The following is a 17,209-nucleotide window of genomic DNA, read 5'->3' as shown; positions in this document are numbered from 1 at the left end:
GGACCGGGTTCAGCCCGCAGGCTCTGCCGTGACGACGACGTTCCGGGTGGAGGGACGTCCGTCGGGGGTCTCCAGGCACGTCAGCAGCACGAGTTCGTCGGGCGTCGTCGACCAGAGCCGGTCGCTCCCGGGCACGGACTGCTTCGTCGGGGTGCCGATGCCGGTGACGCGCCACGATGCACCGTCAACACTGACGGTGTCGCCGATCGCGATGCGGGGGCGTCCGGCGTCCGTGTCCCAGAGGGCGTTCCCGGGCGCACGGCCCCCGCCGCGCAGCGCGTGCATGGCGATGTAGGTCCCGGTGGCCGAGGGCACGTCGGTCGTCAGGCCCTGCACCTCGTACGCGGCGGCGAAGCCCGGCGGGTCGACGACGCCGTGCCGGACCTGCATCGTGTCGAGGGGGACGTCGAGCCCGACCGCCGGCACGACCAGCCGGTCGCCCGGCCGGCCCACGGCGTCCGCCGTCGTCGCCGTGGTCGAAGTCGCCGTCGCGGGCGGCGCTCCGGCCACCGGACGGCCGTCGAGGTCTCGTGCCACCCCGGCGCCGGGGTCCCGGGCCGGCGTCTGCAGGCTGACCACGCCCGCGGCCATGGCGGCGACCGCGAGCACGCCCAGGACCGCGGCCGGCAGGGCCCTCACGCGACGCCCACCGCCGCCGTGGCGCCCAGGGCACCGTCGTGTCGCGCATCCTCGTGCAGGACCTCCTCGTTCAGGACGTCGTCGTGCCGCCGGTCGTCGTCGTGCAGGACGACGTCGTCGCGTCGCCGGTGGCGCGGGGGAACCCCGAGGAACTCCCGGATCGCCCGCACGACGCGCCGTCCCGCGTGTCCGTCGCCGTAGGGGTTCTCCACGGCGGCCATCCGCGCACGTGCTCCCGGGTCGTCGAGGACCTCGCGGAGCGCGCTCGCCACGGCCGCACGCTCGGTGCCGACGAGCCGGTTGGCACCGGCGGCGACGGCTTCCGGGCGCTCGGTGGTGTCGCGCGTGACCAGCACCGGGACCCCGAGCGACGGTGCCTCCTCCTGCACCCCGCCGGAGTCGGTGACGATGACGGTCGACAGCTGCATCGCCCGGCAGAACGCGGGGTGGTCGAACGGGTCGGTCACCACGGCGGACGCCACGCGGGCGAGTTCGGGCAGGACCGCGTCACGCACCACCGGGTTGGGGTGGAGCGGCGCGAGCAGCAGGGTGTCCGGACGGTCAGCCAGGACGTCGGCCAGGCCAGCGGCCACCCGGGCCAGTCCGCCGCCCCACGACTCGCGGCGGTGCGCCGTGAACAGCACGACCTGACGAGCCGCTGCGGCCCGTTCCTCGAGCGGTCCGGGCAGGTTCGGTCGTGCCCGGTCCAGGGTGTGGAGGAGCGCGTCGACGACCGTGTTGCCGGTGACGACGACGCGCTCGGCGGGCACCCCCTCGTGCAGCAGGTTGTCCCGCGCGGTCGCGGTCGGAGCCAGGTGCAGCCCGGCCAGGCGACCGATGACGCTGCGGTTCGCCTCCTCCGGCCACGGGGACCACAGGTCGCCCGACCGGAGTCCTGCCTCCAGGTGTGCGACCGGGAGGTGGGCGTAGTGGGCGGCGAGTGCCGTGGCGGCCGCGGCGGTCGTGTCGCCGTGGACGAGCACGAGGTCGGGTCGCCACTCGGCCAGGAGCGACCCCACCGCGGTCATCGTCCGTGCGGCGATCGCGCCGACGGACTGGCCCGGTCGCGCGATCGACAGGGTGCAGTCCGGGTGGGTGCCGAACGTCTCGTGCACCGCGGCGGTGAGGTCGGGGTGCTGTCCGGTGTCCACGACGAGCGCCTGCAGGTCGGGGTCCTGGCGGAGGGCGAGGACGACGGGGGCGACCTTCACCGCCTCGGGCCGCGTGCCGTAGACGACGAGGACTCGCGGGCGGTACGTCATCGGTGTGCTCCTGTCCGTGCGGTGGTGAGGACGAGTCGGCGGTGCCGTTGGCGACCGGCGACGGCGGGGCCGCTGCGCAGCAGGACGGCGAGCTGCACGGGGAGCAGGGGGACGAGCGCCAGGGTCGTCGTGGTGAAGACGACCGCCGGGACCGGGTCAGCCGGGTCCCCGGTGACGACCCAGGCCCAGAACACGAGCCACGACGACGAGGTCATCACCAGCGCCGCGATCCCGACGCCCGACGCTCGCGAGCCGAGCCGCCGACGGACGGTGAGCGCCGCGGCCGACGCCGCCACCGCGAGGTGGAGACCGAGCGCGAGCAGCGGCAGGCTCGCGAGCGCGCCCGCGGCGACGGTGACCGGCGACGCACCCGTGTCCGGGGAGTCGACGTCGGGATCGAGCAGGGCTGAGACCGCGCGGTCGGCGAGCACGACCGTCGTCGCCGGGTGGACGACCGCCGCTCGGACGAGGTCGAGGTCGTCGAGGGTGGCGAACGCGGGGTCGGGGTCGCCGTCCCGGATCGAGCCGTCGCCGGTCCCGGGTCCGAGCCCGAACGTCGCCCGCGCGGCGTCGGAACCGATGACCGACGCGACCACCTGGACGTGACGGGTCCTGGCGTCGACGCCGTCGTCCGGTGACGCCAGGTGCGCCCCGGTCCAGGCGCTGGTCACGAGGGCGGCGACCGCCGCACCGGCGACGGCCAGACCGACGACACGGTCGACCCCGGTCGCGCGGACGACCACGACGACGACGACCGCGGTGACGACGGGCAGGACGACCCACGCCAGCGTCGGTGCCGCCGTCACCCAGGAGGCTGCGCTCACGGTGATCGCGGCCGTCGCGACGAACGGCCTCCGCGGCAGCCAGGCCGCCGACACGGCGGTGGCGGCCGCGCCGAGCAGCGCAGCCGACTCCGGCCCGGCAGCGAGCAGCGTCCGCACGGACCACGGGTCGACGAGCGCCCCGACCGCGAGCACGGCGGCGCCCACGCGGACCACCAGCCGACCGGGCACGGCGAGGGTCCCCGCGACGACCACGACGGCCAGCACGAGGGCGATGACCGCCGCGGCCAGTCGGACGTCGAGCCCGGCGGCACCGGTCACGAACGGGGTGAGCAGCTCGGCGAGCCGGAACGGGAGGGCTGCACTGCTGACGGTCGCGGTGCCGTCCGCCGGCGAACACGCGGCGGCCGTCCAGGCGTGCGCGGGCCAGAGCGGTGCGCCGAGGGTGCGCGGCGGCGCGACGTCGAGCAGGCAGAGCACGGCGTCGTCGAACCGGACGCGCGGGACCGCGGACACGAACCGCCAGAGCAGGACCGCGACGGTGACCGGGCCGAGGAGGAGCAGGAACAGGCGCTCGCCGAGTCCGCGCTGCCGGAAGCGCCCGGCAGCAGCCCGGCGCTCAGCCCGGGAGCGTCCGGCAGCAGCCCGGCGCTCAGCCCGGGAGGACGACGACGTCGGTGCGATCGTCACGGGGCTCACCCCCGATCGTGCAGCGCAGGGTGACGGCGCCGTCGGCACGGACCACGACGCCCGACGGTGCGAGCCCGGTCGGCAGCCGACCGCCGACGAAGGTCTCGGCCGCGTCGCGACAGCGTGTCGTGATCGTGGCGGGGGAGAGGTCCTCGGTGTCGGAGGTCAGCGCGATCCACGCGCCGACCTCCTGGGTGGTGTGCGGCAGGTCGCAGCGCACGCGGGAACCGTGCGCGGACCACGCGTCGCCCTCGGGCAGCTGACGGCGGCACGCCCGGACGACGGCCGAGCTGTCGGTGCCGGTCCCCTCGCGCCCGGCGATGCCCTGCAGCGAGGTCCGGAGAGGGAGGGGCGTCCCGGCGGCGTCGACCGGGACGGACACGGTGCACGCGACGCGGTGGGACCCGTCGGCCCACCCGCGGGCCGACGGGGCGAACCGGCTGATCGTCAGGTCGGTGAGGGCGTCGACCGCCTGGGCGCCGAGGAAAGCACGGAGTGCGTCGGGTCCACACACCCCGGCGGTCGCCGCGGCGAACACCGCGGCGGTCGGCCGCTGCCGCCACTGCCCCGCGAGACCGGGCACGGTGGCGACGGCGAAGACCTGGTGGGTGTGCTCCCCGGCGCAGGCGACCGGGTCCGGCGCCGTGCGTGCCGAGCGGTCGCGCGGCGTCGCCAGGTCCAGGCACGCTCCGACCCGCAGCGCTGTGCCCGCGGCCCGGGGCGGTTCGGCACCGGCGGCCACGGTCGCGGCCCCCCAGACCAGCGCTCCGCTGGTCGCGACGGCCAGGAAGGCGGCGACGAGTCGGCCGGCACGCGGCCCGGTCACGGCGCCACCTCGACGGCGCGGGCCCGGCTGACGGCACGACGACCCCGTCGGCGGACCGGCTGGTGGAGCGCCAACCGGAGCTGCAGCAGGAACGCCGCGGCGAAGCCGGCGATCACGAAGAGCGATCCGGCGTACTCGTGCACCACGTCGAAGCCCTGCTCGCCCCACCCCTGCAGCGCGAGCGCCGATCCGAGGTACCGCAGCGTGTTGCACGCCACCACGAGGCCGACCGCGGCGGCCAGTCCGATGGCGACCCGCGGCGTGCGGTTGCCGCGCGTGACGAGCGCGAGCACCGCGGCCAGCAGGAGCAGCGGCACCACCAGGACCACGCTCGAGCACATCGGGGTGATCTGGATGCCGTGCACCGTCCGGGTGCCGAGGCCGAAGTACGCGACGCTGCCGGACGCGGCGGTGCCCCCGTCCGCGAGTGGAGCCAGCGCTGCGGCGACGCCCCGGGCCTCCAGCGGGTGGATCGCGTTCGCGGCGGCGAGGGTCGCGACGGCGGCGGCGGTGGCGAGGACGGCGAGCAGCACGTGGCCGCCGCGGTGGCGGACGCGCCGGGCGGCGGGGACGACGGCGTGGGACATCAGACCTCCGTGGCCAGCAGCAGGGAGCCGGACTCGGCGTTGCGTCGGGTCTTCGCCCACCCGGCGCGACCCCGGACCAACCGGACGAACGCGCGCGGGACGCAGACGTAGCTCTGGTACATGTACAGCCAGTAGCCGAGGGCCCAGAGGAGCGCGGTACCGATCTTGGTGCCCGGCTCGGCGCGACGGCGGTAGATCAGGGGCCACATCGCGAACGGGGCGATGCCGGTCACGACGACGAGCGGGAGCAGCCACCAGTTCTCGGCGGCCCAGGCGGCGGCGCTGCCGGCGGACACGGTGCCTGCGGCGAGCATCGAGACCAGGACGGCGGGCCACAGGAGCACGCCGGCCAGCTGGGTGAAGGGCTGGATGAGGAAGTAGCTCGCCTCGATCGCGCCGGCGTGCGTGACGTGGCGCGAGGCGAAGATCCGCGGCAGGTACTTCGCGCACTGCATGCCGCCCTGGCACCACCGGGTGCGCTGGGTGAGCAGGCGGCGGACCGACGGCAGCCCCTCCTGTTCGACGTGGGTGTCGTGCAGGTACACGTTCCGGAAACCGGCGAGCATGACGTGGACGCCGAGTTCGTAGTCCTCGAGCAGCGACCCGTGCCACGGTGTGCCGTTCGCGGCGCCGATGCGGTCCAGTGTGCTCAGTCGGGTGAACTGGCCGTTGCCACCGAGGCCGACGGACAGGGTGTGTCCGCGGAGGCACTGCATCGCCGCGATCGCGGTGCGGAACTCGATGTCCTGCATCCGGACCAACCAGCGACCCCATCGGGAGAGCGGCGCGGCGGTGCCGGCACCTGCTCTGTCGTCGTCTCCGTGCAGCGCGGTGCGGTTGGACATCCACACGGCGGCCTGTGCCGCGCCCACCCGCGGGTCGCCGAAGGCCGTCGGGCCCGCGGCCTGGGCCAGCGCGTTGGCGGCCAGTCGTCCGTCCGCGTCGACGACCGCGACGACGACACGGTCGTGTGCGGACCCGGCCGGGAGCCAGGCCCCGAGTGCGTGGTACGCGGCGTTGAGCGCGGCGCCCTTGCCGGTCCGTGCATCCGGCAGACGCCGTTCGACCAGGTGCACCATCGGGTCGGACACGGCGCGGACGACGTCCCCGGTGCCGTCGGTGCTCGCGTCGTCGACCACCCAGACGTGGGCGGCGGGGAAGTCCCGGCGGAGCCTGGCGAGCGTGTCGCCGATCACCACGACCTCGTCGCGGCAGGCGACGAACACGTGCCAGTCGAGCGTCGTCGGGTCGCCCTCGGCGGAGGGACGGCGGCGCAGGAACGGCACGAGGATCGCGGTCACGTACGCGAGGAAGACGACCAGCAGGACGAACGCCAGGGTCTGCGCGGATTCGGAGGCGGACACGACGGTCCTTTCCGTGAGGAGGGACGAGCGGGGTGCGGGTGTGGGGGGTCGGGGGCCCGTGGAGCGCAGGTCCCGAACCTGCGCGTCCACGGGCAGGTGACCGCCTCGGCCAGCGGCCGGGAAGGCGGTCACCCGGGGAGGACCCGTCGGACGACCCGACGTCGGACGTGTCCTCCGGCGGCCGCCTCGTCCTCCTGATCCAGGGACGAGACGGCCGACGGTGTCACCGGTCGACGCTGGTTGCGCGTCGACGGCGGTACAGCACGCGCCAGAGCACGAACGCTGCGAGGACGGCGCCGAGCACCAGCAGCGCGATGCCCATCGCGGGGGCGCCGGTTCCCGCTGCGATCACTCCGCCCGTCATGACGGACGGCCCGATCGAGCCTGCGCGGTACATCAGGCGGCGGCGAGTGCCGTCGACCGACGACGGCGCTGCACCAGCAGTGCTGCGATCGCCGCGAGGACGAGCGCACCACCGGCGATGCTGGCCGATGCCGGGTTGACGACGGGGACCGCAGCGATGCCGGCGTTCGGGCCGACGGTGGCGCTGGCGAGGTCGACCGCTGCGATGCTGCCGTTCGGTCCGACACCGACGCGGAGTGCCGTCTGCGTGAAGGCGCCGTCCGCGCTGGTCGCCTGGCGGTTCACGTTGAGCTGCGCCGCGGTCGTGATGGCCGGGGCGAGGTTCGACGTGAGCGTCGTGCCGAGCGACCCGAGCAGCGGGTTGAGCGCCGTCCGTGCCACGGTGATGGCGGAGTTCAGCGTCGCACCGAGGACCGGGATCGCGTTGGCCCTGGTCGCCAGGTCGGCGAGTGTGGCGTTCACCGATGTCGTGACCTGCGTGGTGACCGCCTGCGGGACGTAGTTCAGCAGGTTCGTGTTCGCCGGCAGGTCGTTGACGCTCGTGACACCGGCAGCGTCGAGCAGCTGCTGCAGCGTGACCCGGACGGTGCCGTCGGCGGCGATCGGGTTGGCGACCGTGACACCGATGCCGGACGCGACGCCGAGCACGGTCGTCAGCGGTGCACGCAGCGCGGAAAGGGTCGGCGCGAGCACCGTTCCGCCCACGATGACGCTGCCGTCGGTGAGCGTGTAGCGGCCGGTCTGCGTGCCGTCGGCGGTCTGCTGTGCCGATGCCGCGAGACCGGTCAGTGCGACGTTCAGCGAGACCGGGCTGGCCGCGGTGCCGACGGTGATCTGCGCGTTGCTGCCGGCGGTCGGGGAGCCGACGTCGCCGCCGTTCACGGTCGTGCCGGCGCCGATGAGGCTGGCGGCCTGCGAGACCGCGCCGGAGAACGCGGCCGAGGAGCCGTCGTCCGCCGCGCGGCCGTACTGGCCGACCGCACCGAGCTGGATGACCCCGTTCGTGCCGAACAGGTTCGACGCCCCGGCCTGCAGCTGCACGAGCTGCGCGACCGCGGCCGCGTCGAGGGGGGTGTTCACCACCACGTCCCCGGTGGCGTCCGCGTTGACGGCTGCGGCACCGCGGAGCGTCGCGACGGTGTCGAGCACCGTCGAGCTCAGCAGCGACGTCTGCACGAGACGGCCGGTGCCCTGTGAGACCACAGGGGCGGCCGAGGCCGCAGAGGGGGCGAGCAGGGTGACGGCCAGGCCGACGGAGACTCCCATGAGTCCCATCAGTGCTGGTGCACGGCGCGACGAACGCGCACGCGATTGCGACATGGCAACCTCTTTCGGATACGCGGCGAGGGAGGGTAGGGACCTCCGTCACCGTCTGTGCGATGTCTGAGTCACGTTAAGCCCAGACTGAGAGGAGCACCAGCGTGCCCGGGTGGAAGTCCCGGCTGATCGGACCCCAGTCCGGGGGTGACGGGCGCGGGCGCGGGCGCGCCGAACGCAGCACGACAGCCGTTGCCCGCCGGGCACCGGGTCAGAAAACGCGTGCTGCCCAGTGCATTCGTTAGCATTGACGGGTTCCCGTCGGATACGCGGGAACACCTGATGACCTGCCGCCGTGTTCGCGCACGACGACAGGCCGTCGCGGGGGCGGCCGGCTGTAGGGGCCCATGAGCGCCGCCCCCGACCCTCCGGGTTGGTTGGACCCGGCCGGACTGGTGAGGTCCGGATGTGGTGGCACTCGTGATGAGGTGATGTCACCATCACGCATCGTCTGGACACGTGTCAAGCGCGTGTGCGTTTCCGGGCGTGCCGGACCGCCGCGAGCCCCTTCACGGGGCGTCGGACAGCGGCGCGCGGGTGCGAGCTCCCTCAGGGGACGTCGTGCAGCGCCGGGTCAGTCGTCGCGGCGCCCGCGCAGGGTCCGTCGGGCGAAGTCCCGCGCGGGCATCGGTCGCCGGAGCTCCGTGATCTGGACGCCGAGGGTCTCGACGACCCGGTCGATCGCGTCCTCGCCCCAGACGTCCGCGCGCATCCGGAACAGCCGTGCGCCGGTGGCGTCGACCGCGACGAGCTCGCGCGTCGTCCGGTCCACCGAGCTGCCGAAGGTCGTGCCGAGCACGAGGCCAGCGACCTCGGAGCGTGGGAAGGTCCTGGCCGGGGTGACGAGACCGCGGACCGCGACCGCGTCGGTGCCGATGCCGACGAACGCGAACCGCAGCCGGACGAAGGCCAGACCCGCGACCACGGCGAGCACCACGACGGCCGTCGCCACCAGGGCCCAGAGCCGCAGCGGGAGCGCGACCCAGACGAGTGCGACGACGAGCGGCACGGCCGAGAAGACGATGCTCAGCGCGGTCGACCGCACGAGCGAGGACCGCGGGCGCAGGACGAGCTCGTAGGCCGTCTCCGTCCGGGGCGTCTCCGCCGGCACCGTCGTCTCCCCCACGGCTTCGCTCCTGTCCCCTCGGGCGCCCGTGTCGGGCCGCCCGTCCCGGCCAGCATAGGGGAGCGGCGGAGGCCCGCGACAGATCTGTCCACCCTTCCCACGGCGTTCCTGGCGAACGGGGTGCAGGGGCGTCCACCGGGTGGGGGACCGGCCCCAGACCGACGCGGCACGACCGACGCGGCACGACCGACGCGGCACGACCGACGCGGCACGAACGACGAGAGCGCGAGACCCGACGGGGTCTCGCGCTCTCGGTGGTGCTGCGGAGAATGGGGGATTCGAACCCCCGAGGGCTTGCACCCAACACGCTTTCCAAGCGTGCGCCATAGGCCACTAGGCGAATTCTCCTGGTGCCGTCTCGCGACGACACCCCATGGTACAGGTCATCGGGCCTGTGGACGACCACCTCCGTCCACAGTGGCCCGGTTCCCAGTGGCCACGACGGGCGCGCCGATACGCTGAGACGGTGTCGACCCGCATCTACATCACGTCAGCAGAAGGACACACGGGCAAGAGCACGGTGGCGCTCGGTGTCCTCGAGACCCTCGCGCGCACGGTCGGACGCGTCGGCGTGTTCCGGCCCGTCGCCCGTTCGGTCGAGGAACCCGACTACGTGCTGCAGCTCCTGCTCCAGCACACCGGCACCAACCAGTCCTACGACGACGCGCTCGGCGTGACCTACGACGACGTCCACGCCGACCCCGATGCCGCCCTCGCGACGATCGTCGGTCGCTTCGGGCAGGTCGAGCGCCAGTACGACGCGGTCCTGGTGCTCGGGTCGGACTACACCGACGTCGGCAGCCCCACCGAGCTGTCGTTCAACGCCAAGGTCGCGGCGAACCTCGGTGCACCGGTGCTCCTGGTGCTGGGCGGCCGGGTGTCCGCCGAGCGCGGCGCGCGGACGCCGGCCGACATGGCACAGGTCGCGGACGTCACCACCAGCGAACTCCGCGCCGCACACGCCCAGCTGCTCGGGGTCGTGGTGAACCGTGCCGACCCCGACGCGCTGGACACCGTCTGCGCGAGCGTCGCCGCCGCGGTCGCCGACCACCACCCCGACACACCGGTGTGGGCGATCCCCGAGGACACGGTCCTGGTCGCCCCGACCGTGCGGGCCCTGCTCGCCGCCACCGACGCCACGTTCGTCCGCGGCGACGAAGCCCTGCTCGACCGCGAGGCCCTGGGCACCGTGGTGGCGGGCATGAGCATGGAGAACGTGCTCCCGCGTCTGATCGAGGGCGGGATCGTCGTCGTCCCCGGCGACCGCAACGACGTCCTCATCGCGACCCTGCTCGCGAACCAGTCCGAGACCTTCCCGAGCCTGGCCGGGGTGATCCTCAACGGCGGGTTCGAGACCGCGCCGCAGATCACGCGCCTGCTCGAAGGGCTGTCCAGCTCGCTGCCGATCGCCACCAACCACCTCGGCACGTACGACACCGCGCTCCGGATCACCCAGACGCGCGGGCGGCTCGCGGCGGACTCCCCGCGCAAGGCCGACCTGGCGCTGGCGCTGTTCGAGCGGCACGTGCGCGCGGACGAGCTCCTCGCCCGGCTCGAGGTCACGCCCTCGGGCGTCGTGACACCGCTGATGTTCGAGCACGGCCTGATCGAGCGGGCGCGCGACCACGCCCGGCGCATCGTCCTGCCCGAGGGGGACGACGACCGCATCCTCCGCGCGGCGTCGACGCTCCTGCAGCGCCAGGTGTGCGACCTCACGATCCTGGGCGACCCCGCCGCCATCCGGGCCCGGGCGACCGAGCTCGGCCTCGACCTCGACGCCGCACAGCTCGTGTCGCCCTTCGACCCGGAGCTGCGCGAACGCTTCGCTGCCGAGTACACCCGCCTGCGCGCCCACAAGGGCATGAGCATCGAGCTCGCCCGCGACACCGTGACCGACGTGTCGTACTTCGGCACGATGATGGTGCAGCTCGGGCTCGCCGACGGCATGGTGTCCGGGGCGAAGCACACCACGGCGCACACCATCCGGCCGTCCTTCGAGATCATCAAGACCCGCCCGGACACCTCGATCGTGTCGAGCGTGTTCCTGATGGCGCTCGCCGACCGGGTGCTCGTCTACGGTGACTGCGCGGTCATCCCGGACCCCACGAGCGAGCAGCTCGCCGACATCGCGATCTCCTCCGCCGAGACCGCGACCCAGTTCGGCATCGACCCGCGCGTGGCGATGCTCAGCTACTCGACGGGCGACAGCGGCACGGGGGCCGACGTCGACAAGGTCCGTGCCGGCACGGCCTTCGTCCGCGAGCGTCGCCCCGACCTGCTCGTCGAGGGCCCGATCCAGTACGACGCCGCCGCCGACCCCACGGTCGCCAGCACGAAGATGCCGGACTCCCCGGTCGCCGGGCACGCGACCGTGTTCATCTTCCCGGACCTCAACACCGGCAACAACACGTACAAGGCCGTGCAGCGATCAGCCGGCGCGGTCGCGATCGGCCCGGTGCTGCAGGGGCTCCGCAAGCCCATCAACGACCTGTCCCGTGGCGCGCTCGTCAGCGACATCGTCAACACCGTCGCAATCACCGCGATCCAGGCCGGCACCGCCGAGCCGGACGCGGGCTGACCGCCGGACCGCACCCGCGCCTCCAGACCGGCCCGACCGGGCCACGCACAGAAAGCGAGCGACACGTGACATCCGCCCTCGTCGTCAACTCCGGATCGAGTTCGTTCAAGTACCAGCTCATCGAGCTCGACGGTGAGCGGATGCTCGCGTCCGGACTCGTCGAGCGCATCGGTGAGTCGTCCGGCTCGTGGAAGCACACGAACGCGCTGACGGGGGAGTCCGCGTCGAACGACTCGGCTGAGGTGCCGGACCACGCGGCGGGCTTCCAGGCGATGCTCGACGCGTTCAGCAGGACCGGCCCGTCGTTCGACGAGCACCCGCCGGCGGTCGTCGGCCACCGCGTCGTCCACGGCGGGACGACCTTCGACCGGGCGACCGTCGTCACGCCGCAGGTCGAGCAGCAGATCGAGGCGCTCTCGAGCCTGGCGCCGCTGCACAACCCCGCCAACCTCGAGGGGATCCGGGCCGCACAGCGGGTCTTCTCCGACGTGCCGCACGTCGCCGTGTTCGACACCGCGTTCCACCAGACGATGCCGCCCGAGGCCTACACGTACGCGATCCCGGCCGACCTGGCGTCGCAGTACTCCGTGCGCCGGTACGGCATGCACGGCACCAGCCACAAGTACGTCTCCGAGCAGACCGCCGTGTTCCTCGACCGGCCGCTGTCCGAGCTGAAGACCATCGTCCTGCACCTCGGCAACGGCGCGTCGGCGGCGGCCATCGACGGCGGTCGGTCGATCGAGACCTCGATGGGCCTCACTCCGCTCGAAGGTCTGGTGATGGGGACCCGCTCCGGTGACCTCGATCCCGCGGTCCTCATCCACCTGCACCGACAGGCCGGGCTGTCCTTCGACGAGCTCGACGACATGCTCAACAAGCGGTCCGGACTGCTCGGACTCACCGGCAACGGTGACATGCGCGACGTCCAGGCAGCGGCGATCGACGGGGACGAGACCGCCGAGGCGGCGCTCGCCGTGTACCGGCACCGCATCCGCCGGTACGTCGGGGCCTACACCGCGCAGCTCGGCGGGCTGGACGCCGTCGTGTTCACCGCGGGCGTGGGCGAGAACAACGCGCTGCTGCGTCGGCGGGTGCTCGCCGGACTCGAGCACCTCGGCATCGAGATCGACGACGACCGCAACGAACTGCACGCGAAGGACGCCCGGCTCATCTCGACGGACTCCTCACGGGTGGCCGTGCTCGTCGTCCCGACGAACGAAGAGCTCGAGATCGCGCGGCAGTCCGCGGCCGTCGCGCTGTAGACACCCACAACGGACAGGAGGCCCCGCGCACGTCGCGCACGGGGCCTCCTGTCCGTCCGTGGGTCAGCCCAGTGCACCCAGTGCGGCAGTGATCGGCGTGTTGCCGCTCGTGACCTCGAACTGCACACCGATCGCGGCGTCGTCGAGCAGCGCGTGCAGCACGACCGCCGCGACGTCGGCCCGGGGGATCGTCCCGCGGGGGACCGTGGACCCCACCGTCACGGTGCCCTGCGGCGGGGTGTCGAGCAGCCCACCGGGACGGACGATCGTCCAGCGCAAGCGCCGCGCCCGGATGTTCGCGTCGGCCTCGGCCTTGGCGCGCAGGTAGACCTGGAACACCGCGCGGTCGTCTGCCGCGGGGACGACGGCCTGGGTCGCGTCGTAGGTGTCGGCACCCATCGCCGAGATCATCACGTACCGTTCGATGCCGACCCGGACCGCGGCATCGGCGAGCAGGACCGCGGCGTCGCGGTCGACCGTGAGCTTCCGCTCGGCGCCGCTGTCCGGCCCAGCGCCGGCGGCGAACACGACGGCGTCCACCCCGCGCAGCCGGAGCGCGAGCTCGTCGTCGTCGAGCTGCTCGAGGTCGGCGATCATCGCGGTGGCCCCGGTCTGCTCGACATCGGCGACGTGGGCGGGGTTCCGGACGATGCCGACGGCCTCGTGTCCGGCGTCGACGACCAGGCGGGCGAGGAGGAGGGCGATCTGGCCGTGGCCTCCGGCGATGGCGATCTTCATGCGTTCGATCATGCCCGTCGGTTCCGGTATGCTTCCGGAGGCTCCTCACGTGACGCCATCCAGGCCAACTCCCCCAGGGCGGAAACGCAGCAAGGGCAACCGGGCTCTGGCGGGTGCGTGAGGAGTCTTCTTCGTTCGCGGACGGGTCCACGCCGGTCGCTCCGACGCCTGTGGAGAACGGCCTCCCGGTGTCGGCTGTCCCGGCTACCCTTGTCGCGTGGTCACCGCCCTGTATCGCCGTTACCGGCCCGAGAACTTCGCCGAGCTGATCGGACAGTCGCAGGTCACCGATCCGCTCCGCACCGCCCTCCGCACGAACCGTGTCAACCACGCCTACCTGTTCAGCGGGCCGCGCGGCTGTGGCAAGACGACCTCCGCCCGCATCCTGGCGCGCTGCCTGAACTGTGCCGAGGGGCCGACCGACACCCCGTGCGGTGTCTGCCCCAGCTGCGTTGAACTCGCACGCGGCGGCAGCGGCTCGCTCGACGTCATCGAGATCGACGCCGCCAGCCACAACGGTGTCGACGACGCGCGCGACCTGCGTGACCGCGCGGTGTTCGCACCGGCGCGCGACCGCTACAAGATCTTCATCCTCGACGAAGCGCACATGGTGACCCCGCAGGGGTTCAACGCGCTGCTCAAGCTGGTCGAGGAACCGCCGGAGCACGTCAAGTTCATCTTCGCGACGACCGAACCCGAGAAGGTCATCGGCACGATCCGGTCGCGCACGCACCACTACCCCTTCCGGCTCGTCCCGCCGGCCGCGATGCTCGAGTACATCGAGCAGCTCTGCACGCAGGAATCGGTGACGGTCGACCCGGGGGTGCTGCCGCTGGTCGTCCGTGCGGGTGGCGGGTCCGTCCGCGACACCCTGTCGCTGCTCGACCAGCTCATCGCGGGCAGTGAGGACGGCGCGCTCCGCTACGAGCGTGCGGTCGCCCTGCTCGGGTACACGGACAGCGCCCTGCTCGACGACGTCGTCGACGCGTTGGCGGTCGCTGACCCCGGCTCGGCCTTCGCCGCGGTCGACCGCGTCGTGCAGACCGGTCAGGACCCGCGCCGCTTCGTCGAGGACCTGCTCGAACGACTCCGCGACCTGATCGTGGTCGCCGCGACGAACGAGAGCGCGGGCGCCGTCCTGCGTGGCGTCTCCCCGGAAGAGCTCGACACCATGTCGCGCCAGGCCGGTGTGTTCGGTGCCACCGGGCTGTCCCGCGGCGCCGACATCGCGAACCGCGCACTGACCGACATGACCGGAGCGACCTCGCCCCGACTGCACCTCGAGCTGATGGTGGCGCGGATGCTCGTGCCGGAAGCGGACGACACGCAGCGTGGCGCCCTGGCCCGGGTCGAGCGCCTCGAGCGTCGTGTGGGCGTCGGCGACGCCGGCGGGCACCAGGCGCCGGCCGAGGCGCCGGCGGCCCGGACCGGATCGCAGCCTGCGCGCACCGCTCCTGCTGCCGCGTCGTCGCAGCCGGCAGCGCCGGCACCCGACGGCGGCGCTGCTCCGGCCAGTTCCGCCCCGACGGCTCCGGCTCCGTCGGCACCACCCTCGTCGGCGACTGCTCCGTCTGCGTCCGCTCCGTCCGCGTCCGCTCCGTCCGCGTCCACCTCGGCAGCGTCGGTCCCACCGGCTGCCGACTCCGAGTCCGCGCCGGCAGCCGCCGCGAACGCCGCCCAGGACGCAGCGGCCTCGTGGGCCGCCGTCGCACCGGGAACGCCACACGCCGAGTCCACCGCACCCTCCGATCCGTCCGTGCCGTCGGAACACGCGTCGTCCTCCTCGACGGGCCAGGGCACCGTCATCGGGTCCGAGCCTGCCGTCCAGCCGATCGCCGCGGTCGGTCTCCAGCAGATGCGCGACGCATGGCCGCAGGTCCTCGAGCACGTCCAGCGCGCCAAGCGCTCCGCGTGGACGGTGATCGTCACCGCACAGGTCACCTCGCTGCGGGACGACGTCCTGGCGCTCACGTTCCCCAGCCACCAGGACGTCGCCTCGTTCAAGGAGATGTCCGACCCGACGACCAGCGTGAGCGAACTCGTCCGCCAGGCGATCAACGACGTGCTCGGCTTCCGCGTGAAGTTCGTGGCTCGCGGCCCCGGACAGGGTGGTCCCGGGCAGCAGCGTCCGAGCGGCGCCGGCGATCCCGGGCCACGGCGCACGGGCGACGGACACGACGCGTCGCCGACGTCCGAGGCTGCCGCTCCGCCAGAGCCCGCGGCGCGGACGGCCTCCGGATCGGCCGCTCCCGCGACGACTCGGCAGGCCCAGGCTCCCACTGCGACCGCCCCGACGTCGGACGCAGCCGCGCAGGCGCCGACCCCGGCGGCCCCGGCGCAGGCTGCACCTGCACCTGCACCTGCACCTGCACCTGCACCTGCACCCGCCGCGTCGAACGACCCCGTCACGGAGTGGGCCGTCGCGTCCATCCCGGCGACCGACCCGACCGCGGGGACGGTCCCCGACAGCGTCGAGCCTGCCTGGGGCGCCCCCTTCGGGTCGACCGGCCCCGGTGACACCGTCGCTCCCGCGCAGCACGGAGCGGCCGCCCCCGACGCATCGACCGGAACGGACGCACCGGCGCCGACTGCTGCGACGGCACCGACTGCTGCGACGGCACCGACTGCTGCGCCGGCACCGACTGCTGCGCCGGCACCGACTGCTGCGCCGGCACCGGCCGACCGACCGGCACCCACCGGTCCGGGCGAGCGCACGGCCGCAGCACCGGACGTGCCCGTCGACGACTACCCACTCGACGACGGCCCCTTCGACGACGTCCCACCCGACGACGGTGCCCGACAGCACGCCCCCGCCGCCGGGGCGGTGGCCACGGCTCCGACCGGCACGGCTCCGGCCGCACCGGCATCCGCGAACGGGACCACCGCGGCGCGGACGGCGGCAGCGCCACCCCGACAGCCCCAGCAGCCGCGCCGCGCAGCGGTCCCCGGCCGGTACGGCGAGGCCGTGGTGCGTGAGATCCTCGGCGCGCAGTTCATCGAGGAGACCACGTTGAGTGAGGGCGCCTGATGTACGACGGCATCGTCCAGGACCTCATCGACGAGTTCGGCCGCCTGCCCGGCATCGGCCCGAAGTCGGCGCAGCGCATCGCCTTCCACATCCTGCAGAGCGAGTCGTTCGACCCGTCCCGGCTGTCGGAGCTGCTGGCCGACGTGAAGGAACGCGTCCGGTTCTGCGAGGTCTGCGGCAACGTGACCGAGTCGGAGCGCTGCAGCATCTGCCGCGACCCCCGACGACAGCCGGCGGTGATCTGCGTGGTGGAAGAGGCGAAGGACGTCGCCGCGATCGAGCGGACGCGTGAGTTCCGCGGGCTGTACCACGTCCTCGGCGGCGCCATCAGCCCAATCGACGGCGTCGGACCGGACGACCTCCGCATCCAGCAGCTCATGACACGCCTGGCCGACGGCACGGTGGAAGAGGTGATCATCGCGACCGACCCGAACCTCGAGGGCGAGGCCACCGCGACCTACCTGAGTCGACTGCTCGTGCCGATGGGCATCCGGACGACGCGGCTCGCGTCCGGCCTGCCGGTCGGTGGCGACCTGGAGTACGCCGACGAGGTCACGCTCGGCCGTGCCTTCGAGGGTCGCCGGCTCGTCGGGGGATAGCGCACGCAGGATCGTTGCGTGGACCCCCGTCCGGACGCAACATCCCCG

General features: G+C 73.4%; 14 protein-coding genes, 1 tRNA gene and 1 other RNA gene. 5 read left to right on the top strand and 11 right to left on the bottom strand.

The genetic code is table 11. The features are described 5' to 3' along the window. Positions 1–9: 9 nt before the first annotated feature. The 10 genes from DEJ13_RS12135 to DEJ13_RS12090 form a co-directional block, all read right to left on the bottom strand. On the bottom strand, positions 10–639 hold the full coding sequence (locus DEJ13_RS12135) for a class F sortase (RefSeq protein WP_111106541.1): 630 nt from the start codon (positions 637–639) through the stop codon (positions 10–12). Beyond that, positions 636–1,901, bottom strand: coding sequence for a non-hydrolyzing UDP-N-acetylglucosamine 2-epimerase (wecB, locus tag DEJ13_RS12130; RefSeq protein WP_111106542.1), 1,266 nt, complete (start codon positions 1,899–1,901; stop codon positions 636–638). The genes DEJ13_RS12135 and wecB overlap by 4 nt, the downstream gene beginning before the upstream one ends. Then, positions 1,898–3,373, bottom strand: a complete 1,476-nt coding sequence (locus DEJ13_RS12125; protein ID WP_146245204.1) for a hypothetical protein — start codon at positions 3,371–3,373, stop codon at positions 1,898–1,900. Before DEJ13_RS12125 ends, wecB begins: the two co-directional genes overlap by 4 nt. Further along, entirely contained in the window at positions 3,336–4,199 is an 864-nt protein-coding gene (locus DEJ13_RS12120; RefSeq protein WP_181436990.1) for a septum formation family protein, read from the bottom strand. The genes DEJ13_RS12125 and DEJ13_RS12120 overlap by 38 nt, the downstream gene beginning before the upstream one ends. Next, positions 4,196–4,786 (bottom strand): exosortase S, encoded by a 591-nt coding sequence (gene xrtS / locus DEJ13_RS12115; RefSeq protein WP_111106545.1) that lies wholly within the window; start codon positions 4,784–4,786, stop codon positions 4,196–4,198. The genes DEJ13_RS12120 and xrtS overlap by 4 nt, the downstream gene beginning before the upstream one ends. Beyond that, on the bottom strand, positions 4,786–6,150 hold the full coding sequence (locus tag DEJ13_RS12110; protein ID WP_111106546.1) for an XrtP-associated glycosyltransferase: 1,365 nt from the start codon (positions 6,148–6,150) through the stop codon (positions 4,786–4,788). The genes xrtS and DEJ13_RS12110 overlap by 1 nt, the downstream gene beginning before the upstream one ends. Before the next feature lie 223 nt (positions 6,151–6,373). After that, complete coding sequence (locus tag DEJ13_RS12105; protein ID WP_146245205.1) at positions 6,374–6,502, bottom strand: LPXTG cell wall anchor domain-containing protein; 129 nt, start codon at positions 6,500–6,502, stop codon at positions 6,374–6,376. Between the two features lie 44 nt (positions 6,503–6,546). Beyond that, positions 6,547–7,779: a PVV-CTERM domain-containing choice-of-anchor G protein gene (locus DEJ13_RS12100; protein WP_111106547.1), complete on the bottom strand. Its 1,233-nt coding sequence runs from the start codon at positions 7,777–7,779 to the stop codon at positions 6,547–6,549. Between the two features lie 625 nt (positions 7,780–8,404). Beyond that, positions 8,405–8,956: a hypothetical protein gene (locus tag DEJ13_RS12095; RefSeq protein WP_056118769.1), complete on the bottom strand. Its 552-nt coding sequence runs from the start codon at positions 8,954–8,956 to the stop codon at positions 8,405–8,407. A 263-nt stretch (positions 8,957–9,219) separates the two neighbouring features. Beyond that, a tRNA-Ser gene (locus DEJ13_RS12090) sits at positions 9,220–9,304 on the bottom strand. A 118-nt stretch (positions 9,305–9,422) separates the two neighbouring features. On the opposite strand from DEJ13_RS12090, the gene pta reads away from it, so the two are divergent. Further along, positions 9,423–11,534 carry a phosphate acetyltransferase gene (pta, locus tag DEJ13_RS12085; RefSeq protein ID WP_111106548.1) on the top strand — a complete coding sequence of 704 codons (2,112 nt, stop codon included), beginning with the start codon at positions 9,423–9,425 and terminating at the stop codon, positions 11,532–11,534. A gap of 65 nt (positions 11,535–11,599) precedes the next feature. Further along, the gene (locus DEJ13_RS12080; protein ID WP_111106549.1) at positions 11,600–12,796 is read left to right on the top strand and encodes an acetate/propionate family kinase; all 1,197 of its coding nucleotides are present in this window, start codon (positions 11,600–11,602) and stop codon (positions 12,794–12,796) included. 63 nt (positions 12,797–12,859) lie between these two features. Here the strand turns inward: DEJ13_RS12080 and DEJ13_RS12075 are convergent, their stop codons facing one another. Then, a complete protein-coding gene (locus DEJ13_RS12075; RefSeq protein ID WP_056120078.1) occupies positions 12,860–13,534 on the bottom strand; it encodes an SDR family oxidoreductase in 675 nt (224 codons plus the stop codon). A gap of 36 nt (positions 13,535–13,570) precedes the next feature. On the opposite strand from DEJ13_RS12075, the gene ffs reads away from it, so the two are divergent. From ffs to recR, 3 genes are all read left to right on the top strand, one after another. After that, positions 13,571–13,667: signal recognition particle sRNA small type (gene ffs / locus DEJ13_RS12070), an RNA gene on the top strand. 84 nt (positions 13,668–13,751) lie between these two features. After that, entirely contained in the window at positions 13,752–16,562 is a 2,811-nt protein-coding gene (locus DEJ13_RS12065) for a DNA polymerase III subunit gamma and tau (protein WP_111106550.1), read from the top strand. Further along, positions 16,562–17,161, top strand: a complete 600-nt coding sequence (recR, locus tag DEJ13_RS12060; RefSeq protein WP_056118756.1) for a recombination mediator RecR — start codon at positions 16,562–16,564, stop codon at positions 17,159–17,161. Before DEJ13_RS12065 ends, recR begins: the two co-directional genes overlap by 1 nt. Positions 17,162–17,209 lie beyond the last annotated feature (48 nt).

It is taken from the genome of Curtobacterium sp. MCLR17_007 (assembly GCF_003234655.2).
Classification (GTDB): Bacteria; Actinomycetota; Actinomycetes; order Actinomycetales; family Microbacteriaceae; genus Curtobacterium.
Note: the sequence above shows the minus strand (reverse complement) of the source record. Positions and strands in the feature narration are given on the sequence as shown.

What these genes read in the sequence shown, in the direction of transcription:
- recR (WP_056118756.1), top strand. Translation starts at nt 16,562, where the DNA reads ATGTACGACGGCATCGTCCAGGACCTCATCGACGAGTTCGGCCGCCTG.
- DEJ13_RS12100 (WP_111106547.1), bottom strand. Translation starts at nt 7,779, where the DNA reads ATGGGAGTCTCCGTCGGCCTGGCCGTCACCCTGCTCGCCCCCTCTGCG.
- wecB (WP_111106542.1), bottom strand. Translation starts at nt 1,901, where the DNA reads ATGACGTACCGCCCGCGAGTCCTCGTCGTCTACGGCACGCGGCCCGAG.
- xrtS (WP_111106545.1), bottom strand. Translation starts at nt 4,786, where the DNA reads ATGTCCCACGCCGTCGTCCCCGCCGCCCGGCGCGTCCGCCACCGCGGC.
- DEJ13_RS12075 (WP_056120078.1), bottom strand. Translation starts at nt 13,534, where the DNA reads ATGAAGATCGCCATCGCCGGAGGCCACGGCCAGATCGCCCTCCTCCTC.